Source organism: Gemella sp. GH3, assembly GCF_013415425.1.
In the GTDB taxonomy this organism is placed as follows: Bacteria; Bacillota; Bacilli; order Staphylococcales; family Gemellaceae; genus Gemelliphila.
This window is the reverse complement of the sequence record NZ_JACBYC010000029.1, coordinates 27,739-51,807: the sequence shown is the minus strand read 5'-3', so window position 1 is coordinate 51,807 and position 24,069 is coordinate 27,739. Positions and strand designations below refer to the sequence as shown.

Sequence of the window (24,069 nt, the reverse complement as noted above, 5' to 3'; positions counted from 1 at the left end):
TTATGAAAAAGATATTACCGTCTATTTTATCAGCAGATTTTGCTAATTTAGAAAGAGATATCAAAAATATGGAAAGCTTAGGAGTAGATTATTTTCATATAGATGTTATGGATGGGAATTTTGTTCCTAATATATCCCTAGGTTTTCCTATTATAGAATCAATAAGAAAAATTTCTAATAGTGTATTTGATGTACATTTAATGATAAATAATCCAGAACTTTATGTAGAAAAGTTCTGTGATATAGGTGCTGATATGGTATCTTTTCATATCGAGACAACAAACCATGCTGATAGAATATTACAATTAATAAAGGACAAAGGGAAAAAAGCTGGAATAGTTTTAAATCCACATACACCTATTAATTCAATAAAATACTTATTACATAAAGTTGATTATGTGTTAATAATGACAGTAAATCCTGGTTTTGGAGGACAAAGGTTTATTCCAGAAATGTTAAATAAGATAAAAGAATTAGATACTATTCGTAAAGAAAGTAACTATACGTTTTTAATAGAAGTAGATGGAGGTATAAATATTCAAACATCTAAAAAATGTAGAGAAGCGGGAGCAGATCTTTTGGTGTGTGGATCGTTTCTATTTGGTGCAGAAAATAAAGAGAATACTTTAAAAGAGTTATTGAAATAGTTATGGATAGATTACAAGTAACAGAATTGAATTTAATGTTTGGTGGCTTAGCTCCTAAATTTTTACCAAAAATGAAAAATTGGTGTGCAGTAGATTCAGGATTAGATTATTTATTACATAATGGTATAACTCCTCTAGCAGTTTATGGAGATTTTGATTCTTTAACTTCTATTTCTATATTTGATAGCAAAAATATTATATTTAGAAAAAAACATAGTCAAAATTTAACAGATGGAGAATTTGCTTTAGAAGAAATTATAAAAGATTTTCCTAATATACAAAAAGTTACAATTTATGGTGCAACAGGGAAACGTCTTGATCATTTTTATGGAAATATGCTATTACTTAATAATCCTAAGTATAAGCAATTAAATTTAACTATAATAGATGACAATAATTATATGTATGTAGTACAAAAAGGTAAACATGTTATTAAAAATAAAATATCTTATAAGTATATATCTTTTGTTCCTATCTATGAAAATACTATTATAAATATAAAAAATGCTAAGTATAATGCAGAAATTTTAACTCTATCACTTATTAGGCCTAGTGCAACGAGTAATGAGTTTGTGGAAAGTAAAGATATTGAATTAATAACTAATAAAGAATGTTTAGTAATTTATGCTAAGGATTAGCAAGGAGAATAGAATGACAGATATAATCTATTTAATAATATTATCGTGTTTTGCAGGATTTATAGGTTCACTAATAGGATTAGGAGGAGGATTGATAATTACTCCTGTTCTAACAATTTTATTTGATATAGACATAAAATATGCTATAGGTGCTAGTATAGTTGCAGTAATTGCAACAAGTAGTGGGGCAGCTGTTGCATTTGTGAAAGATGGTTTATCTAATATGAAAATAGGACTGTTTTTAGAAATATTTACTACGATAGGAGGAGTTATTGGAGCAATAGTTTCTGGAATTTTCTCATCTAAATATCTATATATATTTTTCTCTTTAATTTTAGCTAATGCTTTTTATGGGATGTTGAAGAAATCTGGAATAATAAAAAAAATAAATGTTAAAGATGAAAAAGTAGAAAATGATAAATATTCTGAAAAATTAGGTTTTGCTTCTCATTATTATGATAAAGCAGAAAATAAAAATATAGAATACAATGTAACTAATGTACCGCAAGGTTCATTGGTTATGTTTGGAGCAGGTTTAGCAAGTGGCTTGTTGGGGATAGGTAGTGGAACTTTTAAAGTTATAGCATTAGATAATTATATGAAATTACCTATTAAAGCAAGTACAGCTACTAGTAATTTTATGATGGGAGTAACTGCTTGTGCTAGTGCTTTAATATATTTCTTTAATGGGACTATAGATCCTTATATTGTTGGTCCGGTTGCCCTAGGTTCTTTAATAGGTTCAAGAAGTGGTGCTATAGTTATGCAAAATATTAATGCAAAATATACTAGATTAATATTTCTACCAATTTTATTGTTTACCGTTATAAATATGTTTCTAAAAGGATTGGGGGTAATATAGATGAATAATGATATTATGGCTAAAAGAATATCTTTTGTCTTAGTAACAGGGGTAATAATTAGTTCTATTTGTATAATTATAGGAATAATTTTGTCTATTATAAATAATGATTTTACATATGATTTGGAGCATTATGATTTTAAAATATTAAAATATGATTTAATTAATTTTGATGCTAGAGCATTTTTAATGCTAGGGATATTTATTCTTATTCTTACTCCTATTATTAGAGTATTTTGTATGTTAATACAGTATTATATTGAGAAAAATTATACTTATATTTCTATATGCTTTATAATATTAATAGTACTAGCTATAAGCTTATTTTTAGGGGCAACTCATTTGTAAACAGAAAATGTGTCTAAAGTGTGTCTGTTTGATGATTGTTTTTCTAAAATATACTTAAAATAAGTTATTTTTATTTATTATTACACTACAATATATTACAATTAAAGTGTAATAATTTTTTTATTTATTATTTAATATAAATTGTAAGGAGGAAATTAAAGTGGATTTATTATTACTTTCTAGGTTACAATTTGCTGCAACAACAATATTTCACTTTTTCTTCGTACCAATAACTATCGGTATGGTATTTTTAGTTGCTTTATTTGAAACAATGTACGTTAGAACAGGTGATGAACATTATAAAAGAATAACAAAATTCTTTGGACATTTATTTTTAATTAACTTTGCAGTAGGTGTAGTAACAGGTATTTTACAAGAATTCCAATTCGGTATGAACTGGTCTGAGTATTCTTCATTTGTAGGTGATGTTTTCGGACCTTCATTAGCAGTAGAAGCATTATTAGCATTCTATTTAGAATCTACGTTTATTGGAATTTGGATTTTCTCATGGGAGAAAATTAATAAGAAATTACATGCTATGTGTATATGGCTAGTATCTATAGGTACTATTTTATCAGCATTCTGGATCTTATCAGCGAACTCGTTTATGCAACGTCCAGTAGGGTTTAAAATAGTTGAAAATGATGTAATTGGTAAAAAAGCAGAGATGATTGATTTCTGGGCAATTATTACAAACAGCTACTTGTGGAATCAATTCCCACACGTAATAGCTACATCATTGACTATAGGTGCGTTTTTAATCGCAGGTATAGCATGTTGGAAAATTAGTAGAAAACATGAAGTTACAATGTTTAGAAAAGCTTTTAAAGTTTCTATAGTTGCGGGTCTTATTGGATCTGTAGCATTATTATGGAGTGGACACTCTCAAATGCAATATTTGGTACGTGAATACCCAATGAAAGTTGCTGCAGCTGAGGCACTTTATGAAGATTCTTCTGATCCAGCACCATTTACAGTTTTAGCTAAAATTAATGAAAAACAACAATCATCAGAGCCAATTTTAGAAGTGCCAGGATTGCTAAGCTTTTTATCATATGATAAATTTGAAGGATCTTTAAAAGGAATGAAAACCTTACAAGCAGAAATGGATGAAAAATATTATCCTGTAGTAGGAGAACATTTAAATTACATTCCTGAAGTCACATTAATATTCTATACATTTAGATTAATGTCAGGAGTAGGTACATTATTATTCATATTAGGATTAATTGGTACTTATTATGCATTTAGAAAAAATAAAAATGAAAGCAAATGGTTCTTAAAAGTTATGCCATGGACTATATTATTTGCAGAATTAGCAGCTGCATCAGGATGGATTATGGCAGAGATGGGACGTCAACCATTTATAATATTTGGCTTAATGCCAACTAGTGTAGGAGTTTCTCCTATATCAGCTAATTCAGTACTATTCTCGTTAATTGTATTCTGTGCATTATATACAATTTTAGGGTTAGCACAATTTATCTTATTTAGATATATGATGAAGAAAAAAGAATCAACTGTAGAGGAGGTAATATAGTATGGATTGGTCAGTAGCATTACCCAATATATGGTTTATTTTAATAACAGTATTATTCACTGGATTTTTTATTCTAGAAGGTTATGATTTTGGAGTAGGAGTATTATCTCAATTACTAGGACGTAATGATTTAGAAAAAAGAGTTTATTTTAATACTATAGGTCCTTTCTGGGATGCAAATGAAGTTTGGTTGTTAACAGGTGGAGGAGCTATGTTTGCAGCTTTCCCTATTTGGTATGGAAAGCTATTTAGTGGATATTATATAGCTTTTGTCTTAATGTTGGTAGCTTTAATTCTACGAGGTGTTTCGTTTGAATTTAGAGGGAAATTAGGAGATAATAAAAAGTGGATTAAGGCATTTGATCTGGCGATGCTAATAGGAAGTATTCTTCCTCCAATTTTATGGGGGGTAGCAGTAGCTAATTTTATGACTGGAGCTAAACTTGACGAGAATAAATCTTTAACAGAAGGATTTTTAGGTTTATTATCACCATTTACAGTGTTAGGTGGTATAATGATGTTACTTCTTATGTTAGTTCATGGGGCACAATTCTTAGCTCTAAAAACAGAAGGGGATTTACGTCAAGGAGCTAGAAATGCATCTAGTTTATTATTTCCATTTGCAGCTGTAGTAACTTTAATTTTTGCAGTTTGGGCATTATTTAAAACAGATATATTTACAAGAAATTATTACATAGGATTAGTACTAGCATTAATTGCAGTAGCTTGCTTTGTTTTATCTTTTGTTCAAAATAAACAAGGTAAAGATTTAATGGCATTTTTATCAACAGGAGCTACGTTAGGATTTTTAACAATTAGTGTTTTTGTAGGATTATTTCCAAGAGCTATTATCAATAGTGAAGATGTATCTAAATCATTATTCATATATGATGCGGCTAGTGGTGAATACACATTAAAACTTATGACAATAATTGCATGCTTTATGTTACCTTTTGTTTTAGGGTATCAAGTATGGTCTTACTATGTATTCAGACAAAGACTTAAGAAAGATGATAAATTGGAGTATTAATTAATGATAAAAAAAGCTAGGAAGAAAAAAGTAAAACTTCCTGTGAAAAATAGCTTAAATTTTCTATTATTAATTTTGTCAATACTAGAAGCAGTTTGTATAGTTGTACAAACTGCTTTTTTAGCTAAAGCTATAGTATTTTTATTTGATGGTAATTATAATATAGAAAAAGAAGCATTTTTATTTTTCATAGGTTATATACTGAGAACAGTATTTTTACATTTACAACAATATTTTACAGAATTAGAAGCAGTTAAATTGGAAAAAAAATTAAGATATAATCTTCTTAATAGTTATTTAACTAACGGATTAGATTTTGTTCAAAAAGAAGGAACTGGAAAATCTGTTACATTATCAATTGAGGGTATAGGACAAGTAAAAAATTTTTTTGAGTTAAATGTATCAAAAAGAATTAGAAGTGTAATAATTCCTACTTTTATAGTATTTTTTATTTTTTATACAGATCGTATTTCTGCCATAATGATTTCTTCATTTTTACCAGTTATAGTTATTTTTATGATATTACTTGGAGTTACTGCTAGAGATATGGCAGATAAGCAATATAAGAAATATAGAATGTTATCAAATAATTTTATAGATACCATAAGAGGTATTGAAAGCTTAAAATTTTTAGGTATTAGTAAAAATTATTTACCAGTAATGGAAGAAAAAAATAAAGAATATAGAAAAAGTACAATGACTACATTAAAATATGCATTTTTAAATAGTTTTGCATTGGATATCTTAACTACTTTGGCTATTGCATTTTTGGCAGTTAGATTAGGTATATTGCTATTAGAAGGAGATGTATATTTATTACCATCTCTTACTGTATTGCTTATAGCCCCTGAATTTTTCCTGCCTATGAAGCAAGCTGCAACAGATTATCATGCTTCATTAAATGGTCAGGTAGCATATGAAGAATTACTTAGAATAATAGAAAGTAAACCAAACTTTAAAAATAAATTTAAAGATATTAAAAGTTTTGAATCAATAAGTTTAGAAAATGTAGAAGTAAAAAAAGAAAATAGTATTATACTAAAAGATATTAATTTAACTATAAATAATGGTGATAAGATTTGTATTGTAGGTCATAGTGGTAGTGGAAAAACTACTTTGATTTCGATATTAGCAAGCTTTTTAGAACCTACTGAAGGTATTATAAAATTAAACAATGAAGATATAGAGCTTAAAAATTCTAATTGGATAAGTAATATATCATATATTTCACAATTTCCTTATATATTTCCTATGTCAATTAAAGAAAATATCTTATTTTATGCTAAAAGTAAGGTATCAGAAGAGCGTTTAAAAGAAATATGTAGTATTGTAGGATTAACTGATTTTATTGAGAAATTAGATAATAAATATGATACCTTAATAGGAGAAGGTGGTTTAGAGTTAAGTGGTGGTCAAGCACAAAGAATAGCTATAGCAAGATCATTACTAAGTGATCATAAAATAATTATTTTAGACGAACCAACGAGTCATTTAGATATAGAAACAGAATTTGAAATAAAAGAAAAATTATTGACATTATTTGAAGATAAGACAGTAATTATTGCAACACATAGACTGCATTGGTTGAATAATATGGATTATATAGTTCATATGGATAAAGGAAAAATTGTAGATTTCGAAAAATTAGATATCTATAGAAATTCTTTTAAATATGATAAATTAAAATCTGTATTGATAGGAGGTAAGTAATGAAACAAAATTCATTAATCTTAAAAGATATAAAAAGAAATAAAAGTCAAATGGCTTTAATAATAATTTTAGGCTTACTTTCTGCAATGAGTGGAGCAGCATTAATGTATGTTTCTGGTTTTTTGATAAGTAAATCTTCACTAAAAATAGGTAATATATTGATGTTACAAGTTCCTACAGTACTTACAAGAACATTCTCTTTATCTCAATCAGTATTTTCTTACATTCAAAGATTGGTAAGTCATGATTTAGTTTTAAAAATTATTGAAAAAATGAGAAGTAAAGTATATATAATTTTAGAACCTATGGCATTAAGATTAAAAAGAAGTTATAAATCAGGTGATTTATTGGGGCTTATATCTGAAGATATAGAACATCTACAAAATGTATATTTAAAGAGCATATTTCCTAGTGTTATATCATTATTACTTTATGTAATATTTATTACTGTAATGTTTGGATATGATGTATCATATGCATTATTAGCTACGCTTTTTGGATTATTTATAATATTTATTATTCCTTTTATGTCGTTAATAGTTACTAAAAATAATTTGACTGTTATGAAAAATGCAAAATATGAGTTATATAAAGATTTTACAAATGCTATATTTGGAATATCTGACTTAGTTTCTGCTAGTAAAGAAAAAGAATTTATAAAAGGATATAAAGAAAAAGAAGATGTTTTATTAAAGAAAGAACATAAAACTAAAATTTTTATACATTTAAGAGAAGTATTAGTTCAAATATTGGCAGCTGCAGTTGCATTACTAATGATTTACAGTTGTAAAAATATGATAATAAATAACACAATAGAAAATGTTTATATAGCATCTTTTTGTATGGTTACTTTGTCAGTATTATCAGTAGTAGTTATGACTGGAGATGCTATATCACAAATACCAGCTTATCAAGTTTCTATAGATAGAGTTAAAAATTTTTATAGCGAAGAAAAAAATATAACTGATAATAATTTGAAAAAAGAAGAAAGTGACCACATAATAGAAGTAAATAATGTTAGCTTTTCGTATGACGATAGAACACCAGTGTTAAAAGACTTAAATTTAAGTATTAAATCTGGAGAGAAGGTAGCTATTTTAGGACGTAGCGGAGTAGGAAAGTCTACATTAATAAAATTACTAACAGGAACTTATACTGATTATCAAGGTAAGATATCTATTATGGGTTATGAACCTAACGAAAAATTGTTAGGTAGTAAGATTTCTTTATTAAACCAAAAACCATATTTATTTGATATGTCTATCAAGGAAAATATCGAATTAGCTGTATTAGATGATAATTATGATGAATCCAATATAAAAGATAGTTTAGAGAAAGTTCAGATTAAAAATTTAATTGAGAAATTACCTAATAAATTAGATACAAGTGTGTATGAATCTGGTGGAAGATTTTCTGGTGGTGAACGCCAACGTCTTGCTTTTGCAAGAACGTTAATTCAAAACAATGAGTTACTGTTGTTAGATGAGCCTACTGTTGGATTAGATCCAAAAACGGAAAAAGATTTATTGAAAACTATTTTTGAAAATAGTAAGGATAAAACAATTTTATGGATAACACACCATATGAATTCTATAGAAGATATGGATAAAATCATTTTTATTAAAGATGGTAAAGTTGAAATGGAAGGAAATCATGAAGAGTTATATAGAACGAATAGTAAATATAAAAAACTTTATGATTTAGATATGGGTTATTAATTAAATTTATTTTGTTATTAAAATTTTATACACTCTATTGTTATTTATAACAATAGAGTGTATTTTTGTTGTTTTGATTTAATGAAAAATTAATAGAACTATGTTATTATATAGAAATATAATGTAAGATGGGAAGAGTTATAATATGCAGAAGAAAAATAAAATTGTTATTCAAGGTGCACGAGAAAATAATTTGAAAAATATAAATTTAGAAATACCACGTGATAAATTTGTAGTTATTACAGGGCTTAGTGGTAGTGGAAAAAGTTCTTTAGCATTTGATACTATATATGCAGAGGGACAAAGAAGATATGTAGAAAGTTTGAGTGCTTATGCTAGACAATTTTTAGGTAATGTTGATAAGCCAGATGTTGACTTAATAGAAGGATTATCACCAGCTATATCCATTAATCAAAAAACAACTTCTAAAAATCCTCGTTCTACTGTAGCTACAGTTACAGAGATATATGATTATTTAAGACTATTATATGCACGTATAGGAGAGATATATTGTTCGAATCATAATATAAAAATAGAAAGTAGTTCAGTTAGTCAAATAGTAGATTCTGTTTTAAAATTACCAGAAAAAAGTAGAATTCAAGTAATAGCTCCTATCGTAAAAGAAAAAAAAGGAACTCACAAGAAAGTTTTTGAAAAATTAATAAAAGACGGTTATTTGCGTTTTAAAGTAGATGGAGAAAATTATGAGTCAGATTCATTGCCGAATCTAGAAAAAAATAAAAAACATAGTATAAGTGTAGTAGTTGATAGAATAATAGTAAAAGATGATATTCAAAGTAGATTAGCAGATTCAATAGAAACTTCATTAAATTTATCTGATAATGGATTAGTAGAAATTGAAGATATTAAAGAAAATAAAGTATATTTATATTCTACTAAGCATAGTTGTAAATATTGTGATTTTACAATAGGAGATCTTGAGCCAAGAATATTCTCATTTAATAATCCTCAAGGAGCATGTTCAGAATGTGATGGGTTAGGAATGCATGAAACTGTGGATATTAATAAAATAATAGATTGGGATATATCTATTAACGATGGAGCAATATTATTATTTAATAATGCTACATCAGTTTATTATCCTAGTCTAATTAAGGCAGTTTGTGAAAAATTTAATATTGATATGACAACAACATTTAAAAAGCTTCCTAAAGAACAGCAAGATGTAATTTTTTATGGAGATAAAGAAACAGAAATAATGCATCAATATGTTAGTGATGAGGGTATTACTAGAACAAGAATGACTTATTTTGAAGGAATAGTTAGTATTATATATAGACGTTATACATCGGGAATGACAAGAACTTCACGAGAAGCTATGGCTAAATATATAAAGGAAGATAAATGTAAAACTTGTAAGGGTCAGAGATTGAAATCAGAAATATTATCAGTATACGTTGCTAAAAATAATATAGCAGATATTTGTAAAATGTCTATAAAGGATAGTTATGACTTTTTTACAAATATACAATTAAGTGATAAAGATTTTACAATAGCTAAATTAGTGCTAAAAGAAATAACTTCTCGCTTAAAATTTTTGAATGATGTAGGATTGGATTATTTAACGTTAGATAGATCGTCAGGAACATTATCTGGAGGGGAAGCTCAACGAATTAGATTAGCTACTCAAATAGGATCAAAATTAATGGGAGTAACATATATTTTAGATGAACCATCTATTGGATTACATCAAAGAGATAATGAAAAATTAATTAATACTATGATATCAATGAGAGATTTAGGTAATACTGTTTTGGTTGTTGAACACGACGAGGATACAATGCTAGCGTGTGATTATATTGTAGATATAGGCCCTAAAGCAGGAGATCATGGTGGAGAGGTTATAGCTACTGGGACACCAAAAGAAATAATGGATAATATGAATTCTATAACCGGTGCTTATCTTTCAGGTAGAAAAAAAATAGAAGTTCCTAAAAATAGAAGATTAGGTAATGGTAATTTTATAGAAATAAAAAAAGCTAGTCAAAACAATTTGAAAAATGTTAATGTAAAAATTCCTTTAGGAAAATTTATAGGCGTTACTGGAGTTTCAGGAAGTGGCAAGTCAACATTAGTAAATGAGATATTGTATAAATCAGTTAAAAATATTTTAAATAAGGAAGACATAGATACTAGTGTAGTAAAAAGTGTAAAAGGTGTTACAGAAAATATTGATAAAGTAATAGATATTGATCAAAGTCCAATAGGTAGAACGCCTAGAAGTAATCCTGCAACATATATAGGTGTATTTGATGATATAAGAGATTTATATGCAACTACTAATGAAGCTAAGTTGAGAGGCTATAAAAAAGGTAGATTTAGTTTCAATGTTAAGGGAGGACGTTGTGAAGCTTGTACAGGAGATGGAATTTTGAAAATTGAAATGCATTTTTTACCAGATGTCTATGTTCCTTGTGAAGTTTGTAACGGTAAGAGATATAATAGAGAAACTTTAGAAGTTAAGTACAAAGGGAAAACTATAAGTGACGTCTTAGATATGACAGTAGGAGAGGCAGCAGAATTTTTTAGTAATATACCCAAAATACAAAATAAAATTCAAACAATGGTTGATGTAGGATTAGAATATATTTGTTTAGGTCAAAGTGCTACTACATTATCTGGTGGAGAAGCTCAAAGGGTTAAATTAGCAAGTGAGCTTTATAAAAAATCTACTGGAAAAACATTATATATTTTAGATGAACCCACTACCGGGCTACATATTGATGATATAAGCAGATTAATTAAAATTATTGATAAGTTAGTAGACGGAGGCAATACAGTTGTAGTTATAGAGCATAATTTAGATGTTATAAAATGTTGTGATCATTTAATAGATTTAGGTCCAGAAGGTGGTCAAGGTGGAGGTAAAATATTAGCAGAATGTTCTCCTGAAAAACTAGCTACAATAACAGAGAGTTATACAGGACAATTCCTTAGAAAATTACTATAAATTTTTACAGAAAAATTTATAAAATATGATTATATCAGCTTTGAACAAAATTAATTAATTATAACTGAATTATAATTAATTGTTAAAAATTTTAAAAATATATTGTTAAGAATAAAAAAATATGATAAAATATATTTATAGAACTTGAGTATTCGTAGGGCTTATCTATATTCGGGCCTAACACTTTCTCTAAGGGAATAAGAATCATCTATAAGTATTATATGCTTGGCCTCTTTTTATGACGCTAAGACTAAAGAAAGTAGTGCTATTATACCCACCTGATTATATCAGGACCAAATTTTATAAGTTTCTACGATACTTCGGTCTGATGACTTAGAGCTTGTCTAAGTCATTTTTTAGTTGTAAATTTTTATTACATAATAAATATAAATTTACAATATTTGATAAATAAGTAATAAATTTTCTTTTATAATAACAATAGTATAAAATAAGCAGGAGGTAAAGGTGTTACATCAATTTTCAAGAAATGAATTAGTAATTGGCCAAGAAGGTTTAGATATATTAAAAAAAAGTAGAGTAGCAATTTTAGGAATAGGTGGAGTAGGTTCTTTTGCAGCGGAAGCTTTAGCTAGAAGTGGAATTGGATCTTTAGTACTTATGGATAAAGATGATATTGATATAACTAATGTAAATAGGCAGATACATGCTAATACTCTAACGGTAGGGAATAGTAAAGTAGAAGAAATGAAAAAAAGAATTTTGGCAATAAATCCCGAATGTGAAGTAATAGCTTTAAAAAAATTTTATACTGAAGAAAGCTATAAAGAATTTTATGAAAAACCCCTAGATTTTGTAATAGATGCTTGTGATACTGTAACATATAAAATTCATTTAATTAAGTATTGTTTGAAAAATAAGATAAAATTCATTTCTGTAATGGGTGCAGCTAATAAATTAGATCCTACAAAGTTTCAAATTTCTGATATAAGAAAAACAAAAATATGTCCGTTATCTAAAGTTATTAGATTAAAACTAAAAAAAGATAAAATTTTAGGGAAAGTTCCAGTAATATATTCAACGGAGAGCCCAATGATAGCTAAAGAAGAATATATTTCAAAAATAGGAAATCAAAAGTCAGATATTAGAAAAGTAAAAACACCACCATCATCAAATGCTTTTTGTCCATCTGTAGCAGGGTTGATTGCTGCTGGGTATGTGTATAAAAATTTATTAGAAAATATTACTATTAGAACTATAGAAAAAAATAATTAAATACTCTAAAATTTATTGTTAAAATTAATGGATAATTTTTGGTAGTGCTTTGATTTTTTTTGCTAAACATTATATAATAAAATTGTATGGGGAGGGATAATTATGCAAGCCAAAGATTCTGTATTATCTAACAACTTAAAAAAACTAAGAAAACAACATGGTTATTCAATGGTAGAATTAGCTAACACATTAGGTTTATCATCTCACGGAGTTTATGCTAACTGGGAATATGGAAGAAATGAGCCTAATATAAACACTATTATATCTATAGCTAATTTATATAAGATTACCATTGATCAACTTTTGGGTTATTCTGGTGATAATAGAGATGTTATTGTAGGTGATATTCACGAAGAAGTCATAGAGTTAATAAATGACTTGACTATTGATGATGTTAAATTAATAAAAGATTTAATAGAAAGATTTAGTGGATACTCTTTTTCTAATAAGCGTAATGCACAAAATTAGTTATTCGTTGTTACCAAAAGAGAGTCTATGAAGGCTCTCTTTTTTAGGTAGGTGATATTTATAAATATAAAAAAACAAATGCAAGATATTTTAAATTTTGCTATTGAAAATAAAGCAAGTGATATTCATATTTACCCCACACTAAATGACACTAATAAAATAAAATTTAGAATTCAAGGAGAGTTAATAGAAAATATAAAATTAAGTAATCACGAAATAGAAAGTGTTATTTCCCTTTTAAAATTTAATGCCAATATAGACATAGCTCTAAATAAAACCCCTCAAAGTGGCAAATTCAAATACAACTTTAATAATAAAATATATTATTTAAGAGTTTCAACACTACCTTTATCAGAAATTATGGAAGGTTGTGTTATAAGAGTTTTTACTGATGAGATTGATGATGTTAAGTATAGTTTATTTTCAGAAGATATAGAGAAAATTGATTCATTAAAAAAATATGCTAATGGATTAATTGTATTTTCCGGTCCTACTGGTAGTGGAAAATCAACTTCGATGTATAAATTAGCAAAAGATATCTCTAACTATAATAAACAAATAATATCTATTGAAGATCCTGTCGAGAAAAATATAGACAAGATAGTTCAGATGCAAGTTAACGAAAAAGCAGGAATAAACTATGATAATGCTTTAAAATCAATTTTACGTTGTGATCCTGATGTAATAATGGTAGGTGAAATAAGAGATAAAATAACAGCTAAGTATGTAATAACAGCGAGTTATTCTGGACATCTATTATTAACAACGATACATTCGGAAAATTGTGTAGGTGTTATTAATAGGCTCTTGGATTTAGGAGTGAGCCTTGAAGATTTAAAACAAACTTTATTATGTATTATATCTCAAAGATTAGTAAAAACTAAAAATAATGAAAGACAATTAATAACAGAAATTTTAGATAAAGAATCTCTCTATAACTATTTACATAAAAATGAAGTCAATTTTATTACTATGCAAGAAAAATTTGATATTGCATATAAAGAAAGGATAATATCTCATGAAGAAAAAGAAAAATGGGGATATTAAAAAATTATTATCTAAAGATGATAAAATATATTTTATTAAAAGACTTCACTAATTAATTAAGCATGGATATATGCTAGAAGAATCTATAGAATTTTTGATGATTCAATATGATGTTCCAGATGAACGCATTTTAATACTAAGAGAAGATATGGCGAGAGGGAAAAAATTATCTTATATTTTAGATGAGCTATCTTATCCTCAGTCAGTAGTTAGTAGAATGCAGTTTGCTGAATATTACGGCAAAGTAGAGAGTATGCTTTTAGAAATAGAGAATTATTTATTAATAGAAAAAAATCAGAAAGATAAAATTTTAAAGACTATTCGTTATCCAGCAATTTTAACTACAATGCTCATAATCCTTCTTATAATTTTCAATTTATTAGTTATCCCTCAATTTCAAAACATTTACACAACTTCAAATATAAAAATGGATGTACAAGTTACTATACTTATTAATATCTTATACTATTTGCCTAAAGTACTTGTAGGTTTACTTATTACATTAATTATTTCTATTTGTTATATTTGGTATACTTTTAAATATAAACCAAATATCTTTTTAAAAATTATTCCTAAAATACCTTTAATTAATACTTATTATAAATATTATTTTTCTTATCAATATGCTTCAGAAATTAGTCTATTTTTAATGAGTGGATTTTCTGTAAAAACTTCTTTAGAGGAAATAATAAAAAAAGACTATAATTTTTTCTTTACTGTATTTTCTAAGAAAATTGAAAAGGAACTTATTTTAGGAGAAAATTTTGAAAATGCAGTGAAAAAAGTAGTTTATTTTGATAATAATATTAGTAAATTTATAGTACACGGTATAAGAAATAGTATGTTAGATAAAGAATTGAAACTATACAGTGATATAATGCTAGATTCGTTTATTAAATTAATAGATACGAGATTAAAAAAAGTTCAACCCATACTGTTCTTTTTATTAGCATTTGTCATAATGGGATTATATTTAACGATACTATTACCGATATTTAATATGACGAGTACATTAAAATAGAAAGGAAAAGAATATGAATAAATTAATAAAATTTTCGAAAAAGTTTTCAAAAAAAGACGGTTTTACATTGATAGAAATGTTAATCGTAATTTTTATTATAGCAATATTACTATTATTAATAATCCCTAATATTACTAAGAATCTGGATACTGCAAAAGATAAAAGTTCAGAAGCGTATGTAAAAACAGTACAATCACAAGTTACAGCATATGAAATTAATGAGAATGATGCAGATGTAACTTTTGAAAAACTAGTAAATAAAGGTTATTTAGAAGGTTCTGTCGATGAAGCTAGTAAAGCTCCTAATGGAAAGACAGTGATAATTAGTAATGGGAAAGCAAGTTTACAACAATAAAGGTTTTAGCCTATTAGAAACTATAGGTGTATTATTTATTATAAGTGTGATAATTATAATTTTATCTTATAATCCAGTAAAAATATTTGATAAATATAAAGAAAGACTTGCAGTGAATGAAATTGTATCAGATATTTATAAAGTTCAGACTAGAAGTTTAGTTAGTGATAAAAGCAACTATATTCATTTCTTTGAAGAATCTAATAAGTACATAGTATACTGTGATTCAATAAGAGAAGATAGATATATAAATGCAGATGGTTTATCAGGAACTGGAGATAGAGATTTAAAATTCAGATATAATAGAGGAAATGTTAATATCGCTAATACTATTTTGGTAAAATTTAAAAATAGCACTTATGAAATAATAATACATTTAGAAACGGGGTATATAACTGTAAATGAAAAATAATTCAGGCTTTACATTATTAGAAGTTTTAGTAGGAATATTTATATGCTCTATAATATTAATATTCTTAATACCTAATTTAGTCTTAGAATATGAAAATTTGACTGATATGGAACAAAAATTAGAATTAAAATGTATACTGTATGAAGAAATAACTATTAATGACAATAAAGAGTTCGAACTAATAAGGGATAATTACAAAATAGTTGTTACAGAAAATAGAGCAACTATAGAAAATTTAGTTACGGGTGATTTTCTTGAATACAAATAATAAAGGATTTACTTTTATAGAGGTAATAATTTCAGTGTTATTGTTATCTATTCTGATATTATTGTTATCGTATATTATAAATTTAAGTTCAAATATATCAAAAAGATTTTTAAATTATAGCGATTATGAGTATGCTATGATGCATAAGAAAATTTTTGAAATATATGATAATTCGTCTAAAATGGAGATTATAGGAAAAAACATATACTTCATAAATGAAAAAGATGATACTGAAGACAAAATTGTATTTACTAGCAGGAAGATATATAAACAGAGAAAAAATCCAGATAAATATTCTGCTAGAGGATATAGTCTTCTATTGGAAAATATTAAAGATTTTTCTTTTGATATAAGTGATGAAGTATTAACAGTTAATATTAGAGATAGAGAAAATAAACTTAGAAAATTGAAATTAAAAATAAAAAACGAACAATCCGATGAAAATAAAGAATCCGAAAAAGGAGAGGAAGAAGATTAGTAAAATAGATAATATAAAAACTAATAATAAAGGTAGTGCTATAGTGGTTTCTCTACTTGTTTTAAGCTTAGTTGTCATAATAATCGTCAGTGTATCTAGTATATATGTAAATAAGGTTCAAAGTTTAAAAAATATAAATGATTATTATGATAAATTAATTACTAATAAATTAGATTCTAGATAATGACGATAAGGTCCTGTCTTAATATATTATTTAAGGCGGGACTTTAATAATTTAAAATAATATTCAGCTTATAATATTTATAGTACACAATTAAATATTTTTTTTAAAATTTTTTCACAAGATAAACTTTAAAATATCTAAAAAATGATTAATTTGTTAGTTGAGATTAAGTTACTAATATAGTATAATTAAATGTAAAATAAAAAATGAGGAAGAATAAAAATGAGTAAAGTAAGAGTTAGATATGCCCCATCTCCAACGGGTAATTTGCATATAGGTAATGCACGAACAGCATTGTTTAATTATTTGTTTGCTAAACATTACGGAGGAGAGTTTGTTTTAAGAATTGAAGATACAGACTTTAAACGTAACAAAGAAGAAGGTGAGAGAAGCCAACTTCAATATATGAAATGGCTAGGTTTAGACTACGATGAAGGTATTTATAAAGAAGGTAATTTTGGACCTTACAGACAGTCAGAAAGATTGGATATTTATAAAAAATATGCAGAGCAGTTAATTGCTGAAGACAAGGCTTATAAATGTTATATGACTGCAGAGGAGTTAGAAGCGGAAAGAGAAGAACAAATAAAAAATGGCTTACCTCCTCGTTATAGTGGGAAGCATGCTCATTTAACAAAAGAAGAACAAGAAGCTTTTGAAAAAGAAGGAAGAAAGCCATCTATTCGTATTAGAGTTCCGCAAGATAGAACTTATAGTTTTAATGACATGATTAAAGGTGAATTAAGTTTTGAAGGAAAAGATTTTGGTGATTTTGTTATTTTAAAAAATGACGGAGTAGCTACTTATAATTTCTGTGTTGCAATTGATGATTATTTGATGGAAATTTCCCATGTTTTAAGAGGAGATGATCATATATCAAATACACCTAAGCAATTGGTAGTATATGAAGCTTTAGGATTTAAAGCACCTACTTTTGGTCATATGACACTTATAGTTAACGAAAATAAGAAGAAGTTATCAAAACGAGATGAAAGCATTATTCAATTTATTGAACAATATGATTCTTTAGGATATTTACCAGAAGCTATTTTCAACTTTATAGCGTTGTTAGGATGGTCTCCAGAAGGAGAAGAAGAGATATTTAGTAAATCTGAATTTGAGAAAATATTTGATGAAAGTCGTCTAAGTAAATCTCCAGCATTCTTTGATAATCAAAAATTAACTTGGATAAATAATCAGTATATTAAAAAACAACCTTTAGAAAGAATAGTAGAGTTATCTATACCATTTTTAATTAATAATAATGTTATAACTAAAGAAAAATTTGAAAATAATAAAGAGTGGTTTAATAAATTAATTGCATTGTATCAGCCACAAATGAGTTTTGGTGCAGAAATAGTTGATTTATCTAGTATGTTCTTTAAAGAGGAATTAACATTTGGAGAAGAAGAGAAAGAAATTTTAAGTTTAGATTCTTCTAAAGAGGTATTTAAAACATTAATAGATAAAATATTAGAATTAGAAGAAGAATTTTCATCAGATAATATTAAATCATTAATAAAAGAAGTTCAAAAAGAAACAGGAATAAAAGGTAAGAATTTATTTATGCCGATACGTGTTGCAACTACAGGGCAAATGCACGGTCCCGAATTAAATCTTAGTTTAGAGTTATTAGGAAAAGAAAAAGTGGTTGCTAGATTAAGAGATTCTTTAATTTAATAAAATATTTTATGAAGTAAACAAAAAATATTGACAAGGTATATAAAATAATGTTATCATATTCTGTGATATTGTTTATATATCTTCACGAGTAAGCCCCGGAAAACTTAGTCGTTATGACAGATTAAAACAACATCTTAGGAGGAAATGACATATGCGTCAAACTTATATGGCAAAGCCATCAACTGTAGAAAAAAAATGGTATGTAATCGATGCTGAAGGACAAACTTTAGGTCGTTTATCATCAGAGGTAGCATCAATACTTAGAGGGAAACATAAACCTACTTATACACCTCATATTGATACTGGAGATAATGTAATAATTATCAATGCTGAGAAAATTGTATTGACAGGGAAAAAATTAACTGACAAAGTTTATCGTCGTCATACAATGCACCCAGGTGGATTAAAAGAAAGAACTGCTGGTACTATGTTAGAAAAATATCCAGAAGAACTTTTAGAATTATCTATCAAAGGTATGTTACCAAAAAATACTTTAGGTAGAGCTCAAGGAATGAAACTTCATGTTTATCGTGGAGCTGAGCACCCACATGCAGCACAAAAACCAGAAAAATATGAATTACGTGGATAATTAGGAGGAAAAATTAAATGGCACAAGTAGAATATCGCGGAACAGGACGCCGTAAAAGTTCAGTAGCACGTGTAAGATTAGTACCAGGAACTGGGAAAGTAACTATTAATGATAGAGAAATGCGTGAATACTTACCATTAGAATCTTTAATATTAGATTTAATGCAACCATTAGAAAAAACATCAACTACAGGAAACTATGACGTTTTAGTAAATGTACATGGTGGAGGATATACGGGTCAAGCTCAAGCAATCCGTCACGGAATTGCTCGTGCATTATTAGAAGTAAACCCAGAATATCGTAAAGATTTAAAACCAGCAGGATTGTTAACTCGTGACCCTCGTATGAAAGAACGTAAAAAATACGGTCTTAAAGGAGCTCGTCGCGCGCCACAATTCTCAAAACGTTAATATATTGGCTTTTAACTATGTTAAAAATAAAAAACAACTCATAAAATATGAGTTGTTTTTTATATATTATGATTTAGCTTAGTAATTATTTCTTGCTCTACAATATATTTTTTGAGTATTAATTTTAAAAAATATTATTGATATAATAATGTAATTTTATTAAACTATTATTATATATTAAATAGAAATTTTTAGAAATAGAGACTTATTTTATAAAAGTAAAAACACTTATCTCTTATGAATAAATTTCATAGAGATAAGTGTTTTTTATTTTTTAGTCTTCAAATTTTCTTCCCAAGCTTGCAATCCATTTTTTAGCATATAAATATCATTATATCCATTTTTTTTAAGTGTTAGAGCAGCTCTTGGGGCAAGAGATCCGTTTTTATCACAAAGATATATAGGTTTATCTTTTAATAATGAAGAGTATTTGAATGCAAGCTGTGATAATGGGATATTTCTAGCTCCGTTAATATGAGCATATACAAATTCGTCTTTTTCACGAACATCTACCAATTGTACTTTGCGTATATTTTGTTTAAATTCAGCATATGGTAATTTTTTCACGGCACGATTAACTCTATAATAATTATAGCCACCAACAGAAGCTAAAATTATTAATATTATTAATAAACTTATCAAAAATTGCATAGAATCCTCCTAGATATGATATAATAACTATTGAAAATTATATCATATTATTATTTAATTTACAATGTAATGCCTAGGAGTTTTATTATAATGAAGATAACATCAAGTAGCAATAAAAAAATAAAAGAATTAATAAAGTTAAAAGATATTAAAGAAATAAGAAAGAAAAAAAAATATATTGTAGATGGTTTGCATCTAGTAGAAGAAGCTGTAAAAAACGATGTAGCTTTAGAAATATTTGTATCAGAAAACTTTTCTAAAGATTTAAACTTTGTTAAAGATAATATTGAAATTAATATTATAGATGAAAAGTTAACTGATCTTATTTCTTCTACTGTTAATAATCAAGGAATATTTGCAATTTGTAAGATTGTAGATAAAGAATTATTAATTAATAATTATAGTAATATTATTATTTTAGATAGTATTCAAGATCCTGGGAATCTTGGAACTATAATAAGAACTGCAGATGCTTTTGGTTACGACTGTGTTATTTTAGGAAAAGGTACTACTAATATGTATAGTCAAAAAGTTATAAGGAGTATGCAAGGTAGTAATTTTCATATTGATTGTTTTGATAGTATCAATATTATTGAATTTATGGATAAGTTAGAAGGGTTTGAAATATATGCTACTTCGTTAGAAGGAAGTTGCTATTTGGAAGAGATAAATGAGAAACCTAAAAAATCGGCAATTATTTTTGGTAATGAAGCTAATGGAGTTTCCAAAGAGATTCTAGCTAAGGTAAACAATCCTATTAAAGTAAATATGCCGGGTTTAGCTGAAAGTTTGAATGTAGCTGTAACTTCTGGAATAATTATGCATTATATAAAGAATGTACTAGAATAAGGTTGAATAATTAATTATATCTATGTTATTATAGAATATGTTGGAGGTGGAGTAATGTTAAAAATTATCGCAGTAGATAAATCAGGAAAATTGCATACTGATTTAGTATTAGAAGATTTAAAGAGTAGTAATATTGCTTGGTATTGGGTTGATTTCAGTACACCTAAAAAAGAAGAGATAGAACTATTATCAACTTTTTTCAAATTTCACGAACTTTTAATAGAAGATTGTTTAACATTATTAAAAAGGCCTAAAATTGAGATAACTAGGCAACAAATATTTCTAGTTTCTCATGTTCTAAAAAATATAGATGCAGACTATGAAACATTGAATATGTTTATAGGGCATAATTATATAGTAACATTCCATTTATCGCATATTCAATATATAAGTAGAGTAGTATCAAAAGTTCTTAGACATGGTAAAGAATATACTCCATTACATGTTGTACATATGTTAATTTCAGAAATTGTTGAAGGTTATCAACCTCTAATATCTAAAATAGAAAATAGGTTAGATGAACTTGAAGAAAATGATGCCCATACAAAAGGTAGTAAAATTATGGACGAAGTCTTCGATCTTAGAAGTGATTTGTTAAAACTTAGAAGAGGGCTTATGCCTATGCGTGAATTACTTCATAGATTTTTAGTATCTCGTCGTGTAGAAATGACAGAGAATGATAGAAAGTACTTTCATGATATATATGATGATTTAGTTCAACAAACAGAGATAATAGAGGCTAATAGGGAATTGGCTAGTGATATACGTGAAAATTATATGACATACAACTCTTTTAGATCGAATAATATTATGATGACACTAACAGTTATATCTACAATTTTCTTACCATTAACTTTCTTGGCGGGAGTTTATGGAATGAATTTTACTAATATGCCAGAGTTACATACAACGTATGGATATTATATTTTGTGGATAGTTATGATTTCTATTGCAGGGGGTATGCTTTGGTATTTCAAGAAAAAGGGTTGGTTCGATATTTTTTAGAGAGGTTTTATGAATTATTTAAAGTTAACTGTATTGTTTGTAATTATTTTAGCTGTTAATAAATGTTTGTTAAAATTGGACTACACTAAAATATTTAAAAAGAACAGTGTAAAAGAGATATTTTTTATAAATATGATATTGTCTGTAATTATAGGTTATTTATTTTATCAAGCAATTATACTAATATATGAATTGTCTACTAATTTAGTATGATGTAAAAAAACGATAATAAAGTGCATTTTTATACTTTATTATCGTTTTTTTAGTAGTTTTATATTTCGCGATATACTCCAACACATTCGCCAATAACGAGAACATCTCTAGTAATTATTGGTTCATAGTCTGAATTACAAGGTTGTAATACTACATTGTCTTTTGTTTTGTAGAATTTTTTTAATGAGGCTTCATTTGAATCTGTTAACAAAACTGCAGCAATACGCCCATTTGCAACTATTGATTTTTTTCGAATAAATACTATGTCCCCATCTAATATACCTGCCTCAAGCATACTATCTCCTTTTACTCGTAAAGCAAAATCTGCTTTTGTAGTTTGATCAACATACATATAATATTCGAATTCTTCTTCTGCATAAACACCATCACCAGCACAGATAGTCCCTAATATTGGAATTTTATTAACATTATCAATTAATTCATCATCATTTTCATATATAGGTTGTTCTAAATTACGGTTATCAGTTAGTCCTAGCAACCAATTAGGATCAACTTCTAAGCACGCAGCTATCTTGTATAACTTATCTTGTTTGGGAATGTATTTTCCTTTTAGCCAATCACTAATAGATGAGGGAGTAATGCTTGTCATACGTGATAATTCTATTTGTTTAATATTTTTTGTTTTCATGGATTCTTTTAGTCGTAGATGAAATGCCATTAATTATACAACTCCTATTTTGTCTTTAATATATATTATAAAGTAAACCGTAAGAAAAAACAATGATTTTTATAAAAAATAAAGAAAACTTTATAAAAAACTTGATTTTCGGTTATCCGTATGATAATATATAAATACGGAAAACTTAAAAGATAAAAAGGAGAATTATGGTATGTTTTTATATTGGTTAGTAGCAGTAATAATAATAGTTAGAATTTCAGCATTTTTTGAAGAAAATAAAATTAAAATAGTAAAAAGAAAACCTAAAAAGTTATATGTTAAATAAAAACGTTTTAAACAATAAAGTTATTGAAAAAACTTCTTTAAAAGTTTATAATTAGTTTATAACATTTTAGGAGGAATATTAATAAATGAAATTAGTTTTAACAAGACACGGAGAAAGTCAGTGGAATTTAGAAAATAAATTTACTGGTTGGGTAGATGTAGATATTACGGATAAAGGTCGTCAAGAGGCAGTATCTGGAGGACAAAAACTAAAAGATTTAGGATTCCAATTTGATGTAGCGTATACTTCATATCAAAAACGTGCAATCAAGACATTGAATATTATTTTAGAAGAAATGGGACAATTATGGATTCCAGTTAATAAAAGCTGGCGTTTAAATGAAAGACACTATGGAGCTTTACAAGGTTTAAACAAAGCAGAAACTGCTGAAAAATATGGTGATGAGCAAGTTCATATTTGGAGAAGAAGTTTTGATGTAGCTCCTCCACAAGTAACAAAAGAGGATTCAAACTATCCAGGTAATGATGTAAGATATGCAAATATCCCAGAAAACGAATTACCTACTGGAGAAAGTTTAAAACTTACTATAGATAGAGTTTTACCATATTGGAAAGAAGTAATATCAAAAGATATTAAAGAAGGAAAAAATGTAATTATTTCAGCACATGGTAATAGTCTAAGAGCATTAATTAAATATTTATTGAAAATATCAGATGAGAAGATTTTAGATCTTAACTTACCTACTGGTACACCACTTATATTTGAAATTGATGAGAATTTAAATATAATTTCTGCTCCAGAATTATTTTAATT

General features: G+C 26.8%; 27 protein-coding genes and 1 other RNA gene. 26 read left to right on the top strand and 2 right to left on the bottom strand.

The window, feature by feature from the left end; genetic code table 11:
* Positions 1-2: 2 nt before the first annotated feature.
* The 22 genes from rpe to rpsI all read left to right on the top strand — a co-directional run bounded on the left by rpe (position 3) and on the right by rpsI (position 19,612).
* Positions 3-647 carry a ribulose-phosphate 3-epimerase gene (rpe, locus tag HZY83_RS00795; protein ID WP_179942214.1) on the top strand — a complete coding sequence of 215 codons (645 nt, stop codon included), beginning with the start codon at positions 3-5 and terminating at the stop codon, positions 645-647.
* A gap of 2 nt (positions 648-649) precedes the next feature.
* Entirely contained in the window at positions 650-1,285 is a 636-nt protein-coding gene (locus tag HZY83_RS00790; RefSeq protein ID WP_179942213.1) for a thiamine diphosphokinase, read from the top strand.
* Positions 1,286-1,298: 13 nt separating this feature from the next.
* The gene (locus tag HZY83_RS00785) at positions 1,299-2,147 is read left to right on the top strand and encodes a sulfite exporter TauE/SafE family protein (RefSeq protein WP_179942212.1); all 849 of its coding nucleotides are present in this window, start codon (positions 1,299-1,301) and stop codon (positions 2,145-2,147) included.
* Positions 2,148-2,495, top strand: coding sequence for a DUF1634 domain-containing protein (locus tag HZY83_RS00780; protein WP_179942211.1), 348 nt, complete (start codon positions 2,148-2,150; stop codon positions 2,493-2,495). It begins immediately after the preceding gene.
* Positions 2,496-2,655: 160 nt separating this feature from the next.
* Complete coding sequence (locus tag HZY83_RS00775) at positions 2,656-4,035, top strand: cytochrome ubiquinol oxidase subunit I (RefSeq protein WP_179942210.1); 1,380 nt, start codon at positions 2,656-2,658, stop codon at positions 4,033-4,035.
* A 1-nt stretch (position 4,036) separates the two neighbouring features.
* Positions 4,037-5,065 (top strand): cytochrome d ubiquinol oxidase subunit II, encoded by a 1,029-nt coding sequence (gene cydB / locus HZY83_RS00770; protein ID WP_179942209.1) that lies wholly within the window; start codon positions 4,037-4,039, stop codon positions 5,063-5,065.
* A gap of 3 nt (positions 5,066-5,068) precedes the next feature.
* Entirely contained in the window at positions 5,069-6,775 is a 1,707-nt protein-coding gene (cydD, locus tag HZY83_RS00765) for a thiol reductant ABC exporter subunit CydD (RefSeq protein ID WP_179942208.1), read from the top strand.
* A complete protein-coding gene (gene cydC / locus HZY83_RS00760) occupies positions 6,775-8,493 on the top strand; it encodes a thiol reductant ABC exporter subunit CydC (RefSeq protein ID WP_179942207.1) in 1,719 nt (572 codons plus the stop codon). The genes cydD and cydC overlap by 1 nt, the downstream gene beginning before the upstream one ends.
* A 145-nt stretch (positions 8,494-8,638) precedes the next feature.
* Positions 8,639-11,464, top strand: a complete 2,826-nt coding sequence (gene uvrA / locus HZY83_RS00755; protein WP_179942206.1) for an excinuclease ABC subunit UvrA — start codon at positions 8,639-8,641, stop codon at positions 11,462-11,464.
* 137 nt (positions 11,465-11,601) lie between these two features.
* A non-coding RNA gene (ssrS, locus tag HZY83_RS00750) (6S RNA) lies at positions 11,602-11,795 on the top strand.
* A 134-nt stretch (positions 11,796-11,929) separates the two neighbouring features.
* Positions 11,930-12,697, top strand: a complete 768-nt coding sequence (locus HZY83_RS00745; protein WP_179942205.1) for a tRNA threonylcarbamoyladenosine dehydratase — start codon at positions 11,930-11,932, stop codon at positions 12,695-12,697.
* Between the two features lie 102 nt (positions 12,698-12,799).
* A complete protein-coding gene (locus HZY83_RS00740) occupies positions 12,800-13,165 on the top strand; it encodes a helix-turn-helix domain-containing protein (RefSeq protein ID WP_179942204.1) in 366 nt (121 codons plus the stop codon).
* A 51-nt stretch (positions 13,166-13,216) separates the two neighbouring features.
* Complete coding sequence (gene comGA / locus HZY83_RS00735) at positions 13,217-14,212, top strand: competence type IV pilus ATPase ComGA (protein ID WP_179942203.1); 996 nt, start codon at positions 13,217-13,219, stop codon at positions 14,210-14,212.
* Between the two features lie 55 nt (positions 14,213-14,267).
* A complete protein-coding gene (gene comGB, locus HZY83_RS00730) occupies positions 14,268-15,233 on the top strand; it encodes a competence type IV pilus assembly protein ComGB (protein WP_370520020.1) in 966 nt (321 codons plus the stop codon).
* Positions 15,234-15,246: 13 nt separating this feature from the next.
* Positions 15,247-15,588 carry a competence type IV pilus major pilin ComGC gene (gene comGC / locus HZY83_RS00725; protein WP_179942202.1) on the top strand — a complete coding sequence of 114 codons (342 nt, stop codon included), beginning with the start codon at positions 15,247-15,249 and terminating at the stop codon, positions 15,586-15,588.
* Positions 15,563-16,000: a prepilin-type N-terminal cleavage/methylation domain-containing protein gene (locus tag HZY83_RS00720; protein WP_179942201.1), complete on the top strand. Its 438-nt coding sequence runs from the start codon at positions 15,563-15,565 to the stop codon at positions 15,998-16,000. The genes comGC and HZY83_RS00720 overlap by 26 nt, the downstream gene beginning before the upstream one ends.
* The gene (locus HZY83_RS00715) at positions 15,990-16,268 is read left to right on the top strand and encodes a type II secretion system protein (protein ID WP_179942200.1); all 279 of its coding nucleotides are present in this window, start codon (positions 15,990-15,992) and stop codon (positions 16,266-16,268) included. Before HZY83_RS00720 ends, HZY83_RS00715 begins: the two co-directional genes overlap by 11 nt.
* Positions 16,255-16,746, top strand: a complete 492-nt coding sequence (locus tag HZY83_RS00710; protein WP_218925287.1) for a prepilin-type N-terminal cleavage/methylation domain-containing protein — start codon at positions 16,255-16,257, stop codon at positions 16,744-16,746. The genes HZY83_RS00715 and HZY83_RS00710 overlap by 14 nt, the downstream gene beginning before the upstream one ends.
* The gene (locus tag HZY83_RS00705; RefSeq protein WP_179942163.1) at positions 16,706-16,930 is read left to right on the top strand and encodes a hypothetical protein; all 225 of its coding nucleotides are present in this window, start codon (positions 16,706-16,708) and stop codon (positions 16,928-16,930) included. Before HZY83_RS00710 ends, HZY83_RS00705 begins: the two co-directional genes overlap by 41 nt.
* Before the next feature lie 222 nt (positions 16,931-17,152).
* A complete protein-coding gene (gene gltX, locus HZY83_RS00700; RefSeq protein WP_179942198.1) occupies positions 17,153-18,610 on the top strand; it encodes a glutamate--tRNA ligase in 1,458 nt (485 codons plus the stop codon).
* 154 nt (positions 18,611-18,764) lie between these two features.
* The gene (gene rplM, locus HZY83_RS00695; RefSeq protein ID WP_179942197.1) at positions 18,765-19,202 is read left to right on the top strand and encodes a 50S ribosomal protein L13; all 438 of its coding nucleotides are present in this window, start codon (positions 18,765-18,767) and stop codon (positions 19,200-19,202) included.
* 17 nt (positions 19,203-19,219) lie between these two features.
* A complete protein-coding gene (gene rpsI / locus HZY83_RS00690; protein ID WP_179942196.1) occupies positions 19,220-19,612 on the top strand; it encodes a 30S ribosomal protein S9 in 393 nt (130 codons plus the stop codon).
* A 267-nt stretch (positions 19,613-19,879) separates the two neighbouring features.
* On the opposite strand, the gene HZY83_RS00685 is transcribed toward rpsI, so the two are convergent.
* A complete protein-coding gene (locus tag HZY83_RS00685) occupies positions 19,880-20,263 on the bottom strand; it encodes a rhodanese-like domain-containing protein (protein WP_179942195.1) in 384 nt (127 codons plus the stop codon).
* Between the two features lie 90 nt (positions 20,264-20,353).
* Between HZY83_RS00685 and HZY83_RS00680 the strand changes: the two genes are divergently transcribed.
* From HZY83_RS00680 to HZY83_RS00670, 3 genes are read left to right on the top strand one after another with little or no spacing between them, the layout of a single operon-like run.
* Positions 20,354-21,112, top strand: coding sequence for a TrmH family RNA methyltransferase (locus HZY83_RS00680; RefSeq protein WP_179942194.1), 759 nt, complete (start codon positions 20,354-20,356; stop codon positions 21,110-21,112).
* Positions 21,113-21,166: 54 nt separating this feature from the next.
* Positions 21,167-22,117 carry a magnesium/cobalt transporter CorA gene (gene corA, locus HZY83_RS00675; RefSeq protein WP_179942193.1) on the top strand — a complete coding sequence of 317 codons (951 nt, stop codon included), beginning with the start codon at positions 21,167-21,169 and terminating at the stop codon, positions 22,115-22,117.
* 9 nt (positions 22,118-22,126) lie between these two features.
* Positions 22,127-22,330: a DUF1146 domain-containing protein gene (locus HZY83_RS00670; RefSeq protein ID WP_179942192.1), complete on the top strand. Its 204-nt coding sequence runs from the start codon at positions 22,127-22,129 to the stop codon at positions 22,328-22,330.
* A 58-nt stretch (positions 22,331-22,388) separates the two neighbouring features.
* Here HZY83_RS00670 and HZY83_RS00665 read toward each other — a convergent pair whose 3' ends face one another.
* A complete protein-coding gene (locus HZY83_RS00665) occupies positions 22,389-23,009 on the bottom strand; it encodes a LexA family protein (RefSeq protein WP_179942191.1) in 621 nt (206 codons plus the stop codon).
* 371 nt (positions 23,010-23,380) lie between these two features.
* Here HZY83_RS00665 and gpmA point away from each other — a divergent pair, with 371 nt between their 5' ends.
* Positions 23,381-24,067: a 2,3-diphosphoglycerate-dependent phosphoglycerate mutase gene (gene gpmA, locus HZY83_RS00660; RefSeq protein ID WP_179942190.1), complete on the top strand. Its 687-nt coding sequence runs from the start codon at positions 23,381-23,383 to the stop codon at positions 24,065-24,067.
* The last annotated feature ends 2 nt before the right edge of the window (positions 24,068-24,069 follow it).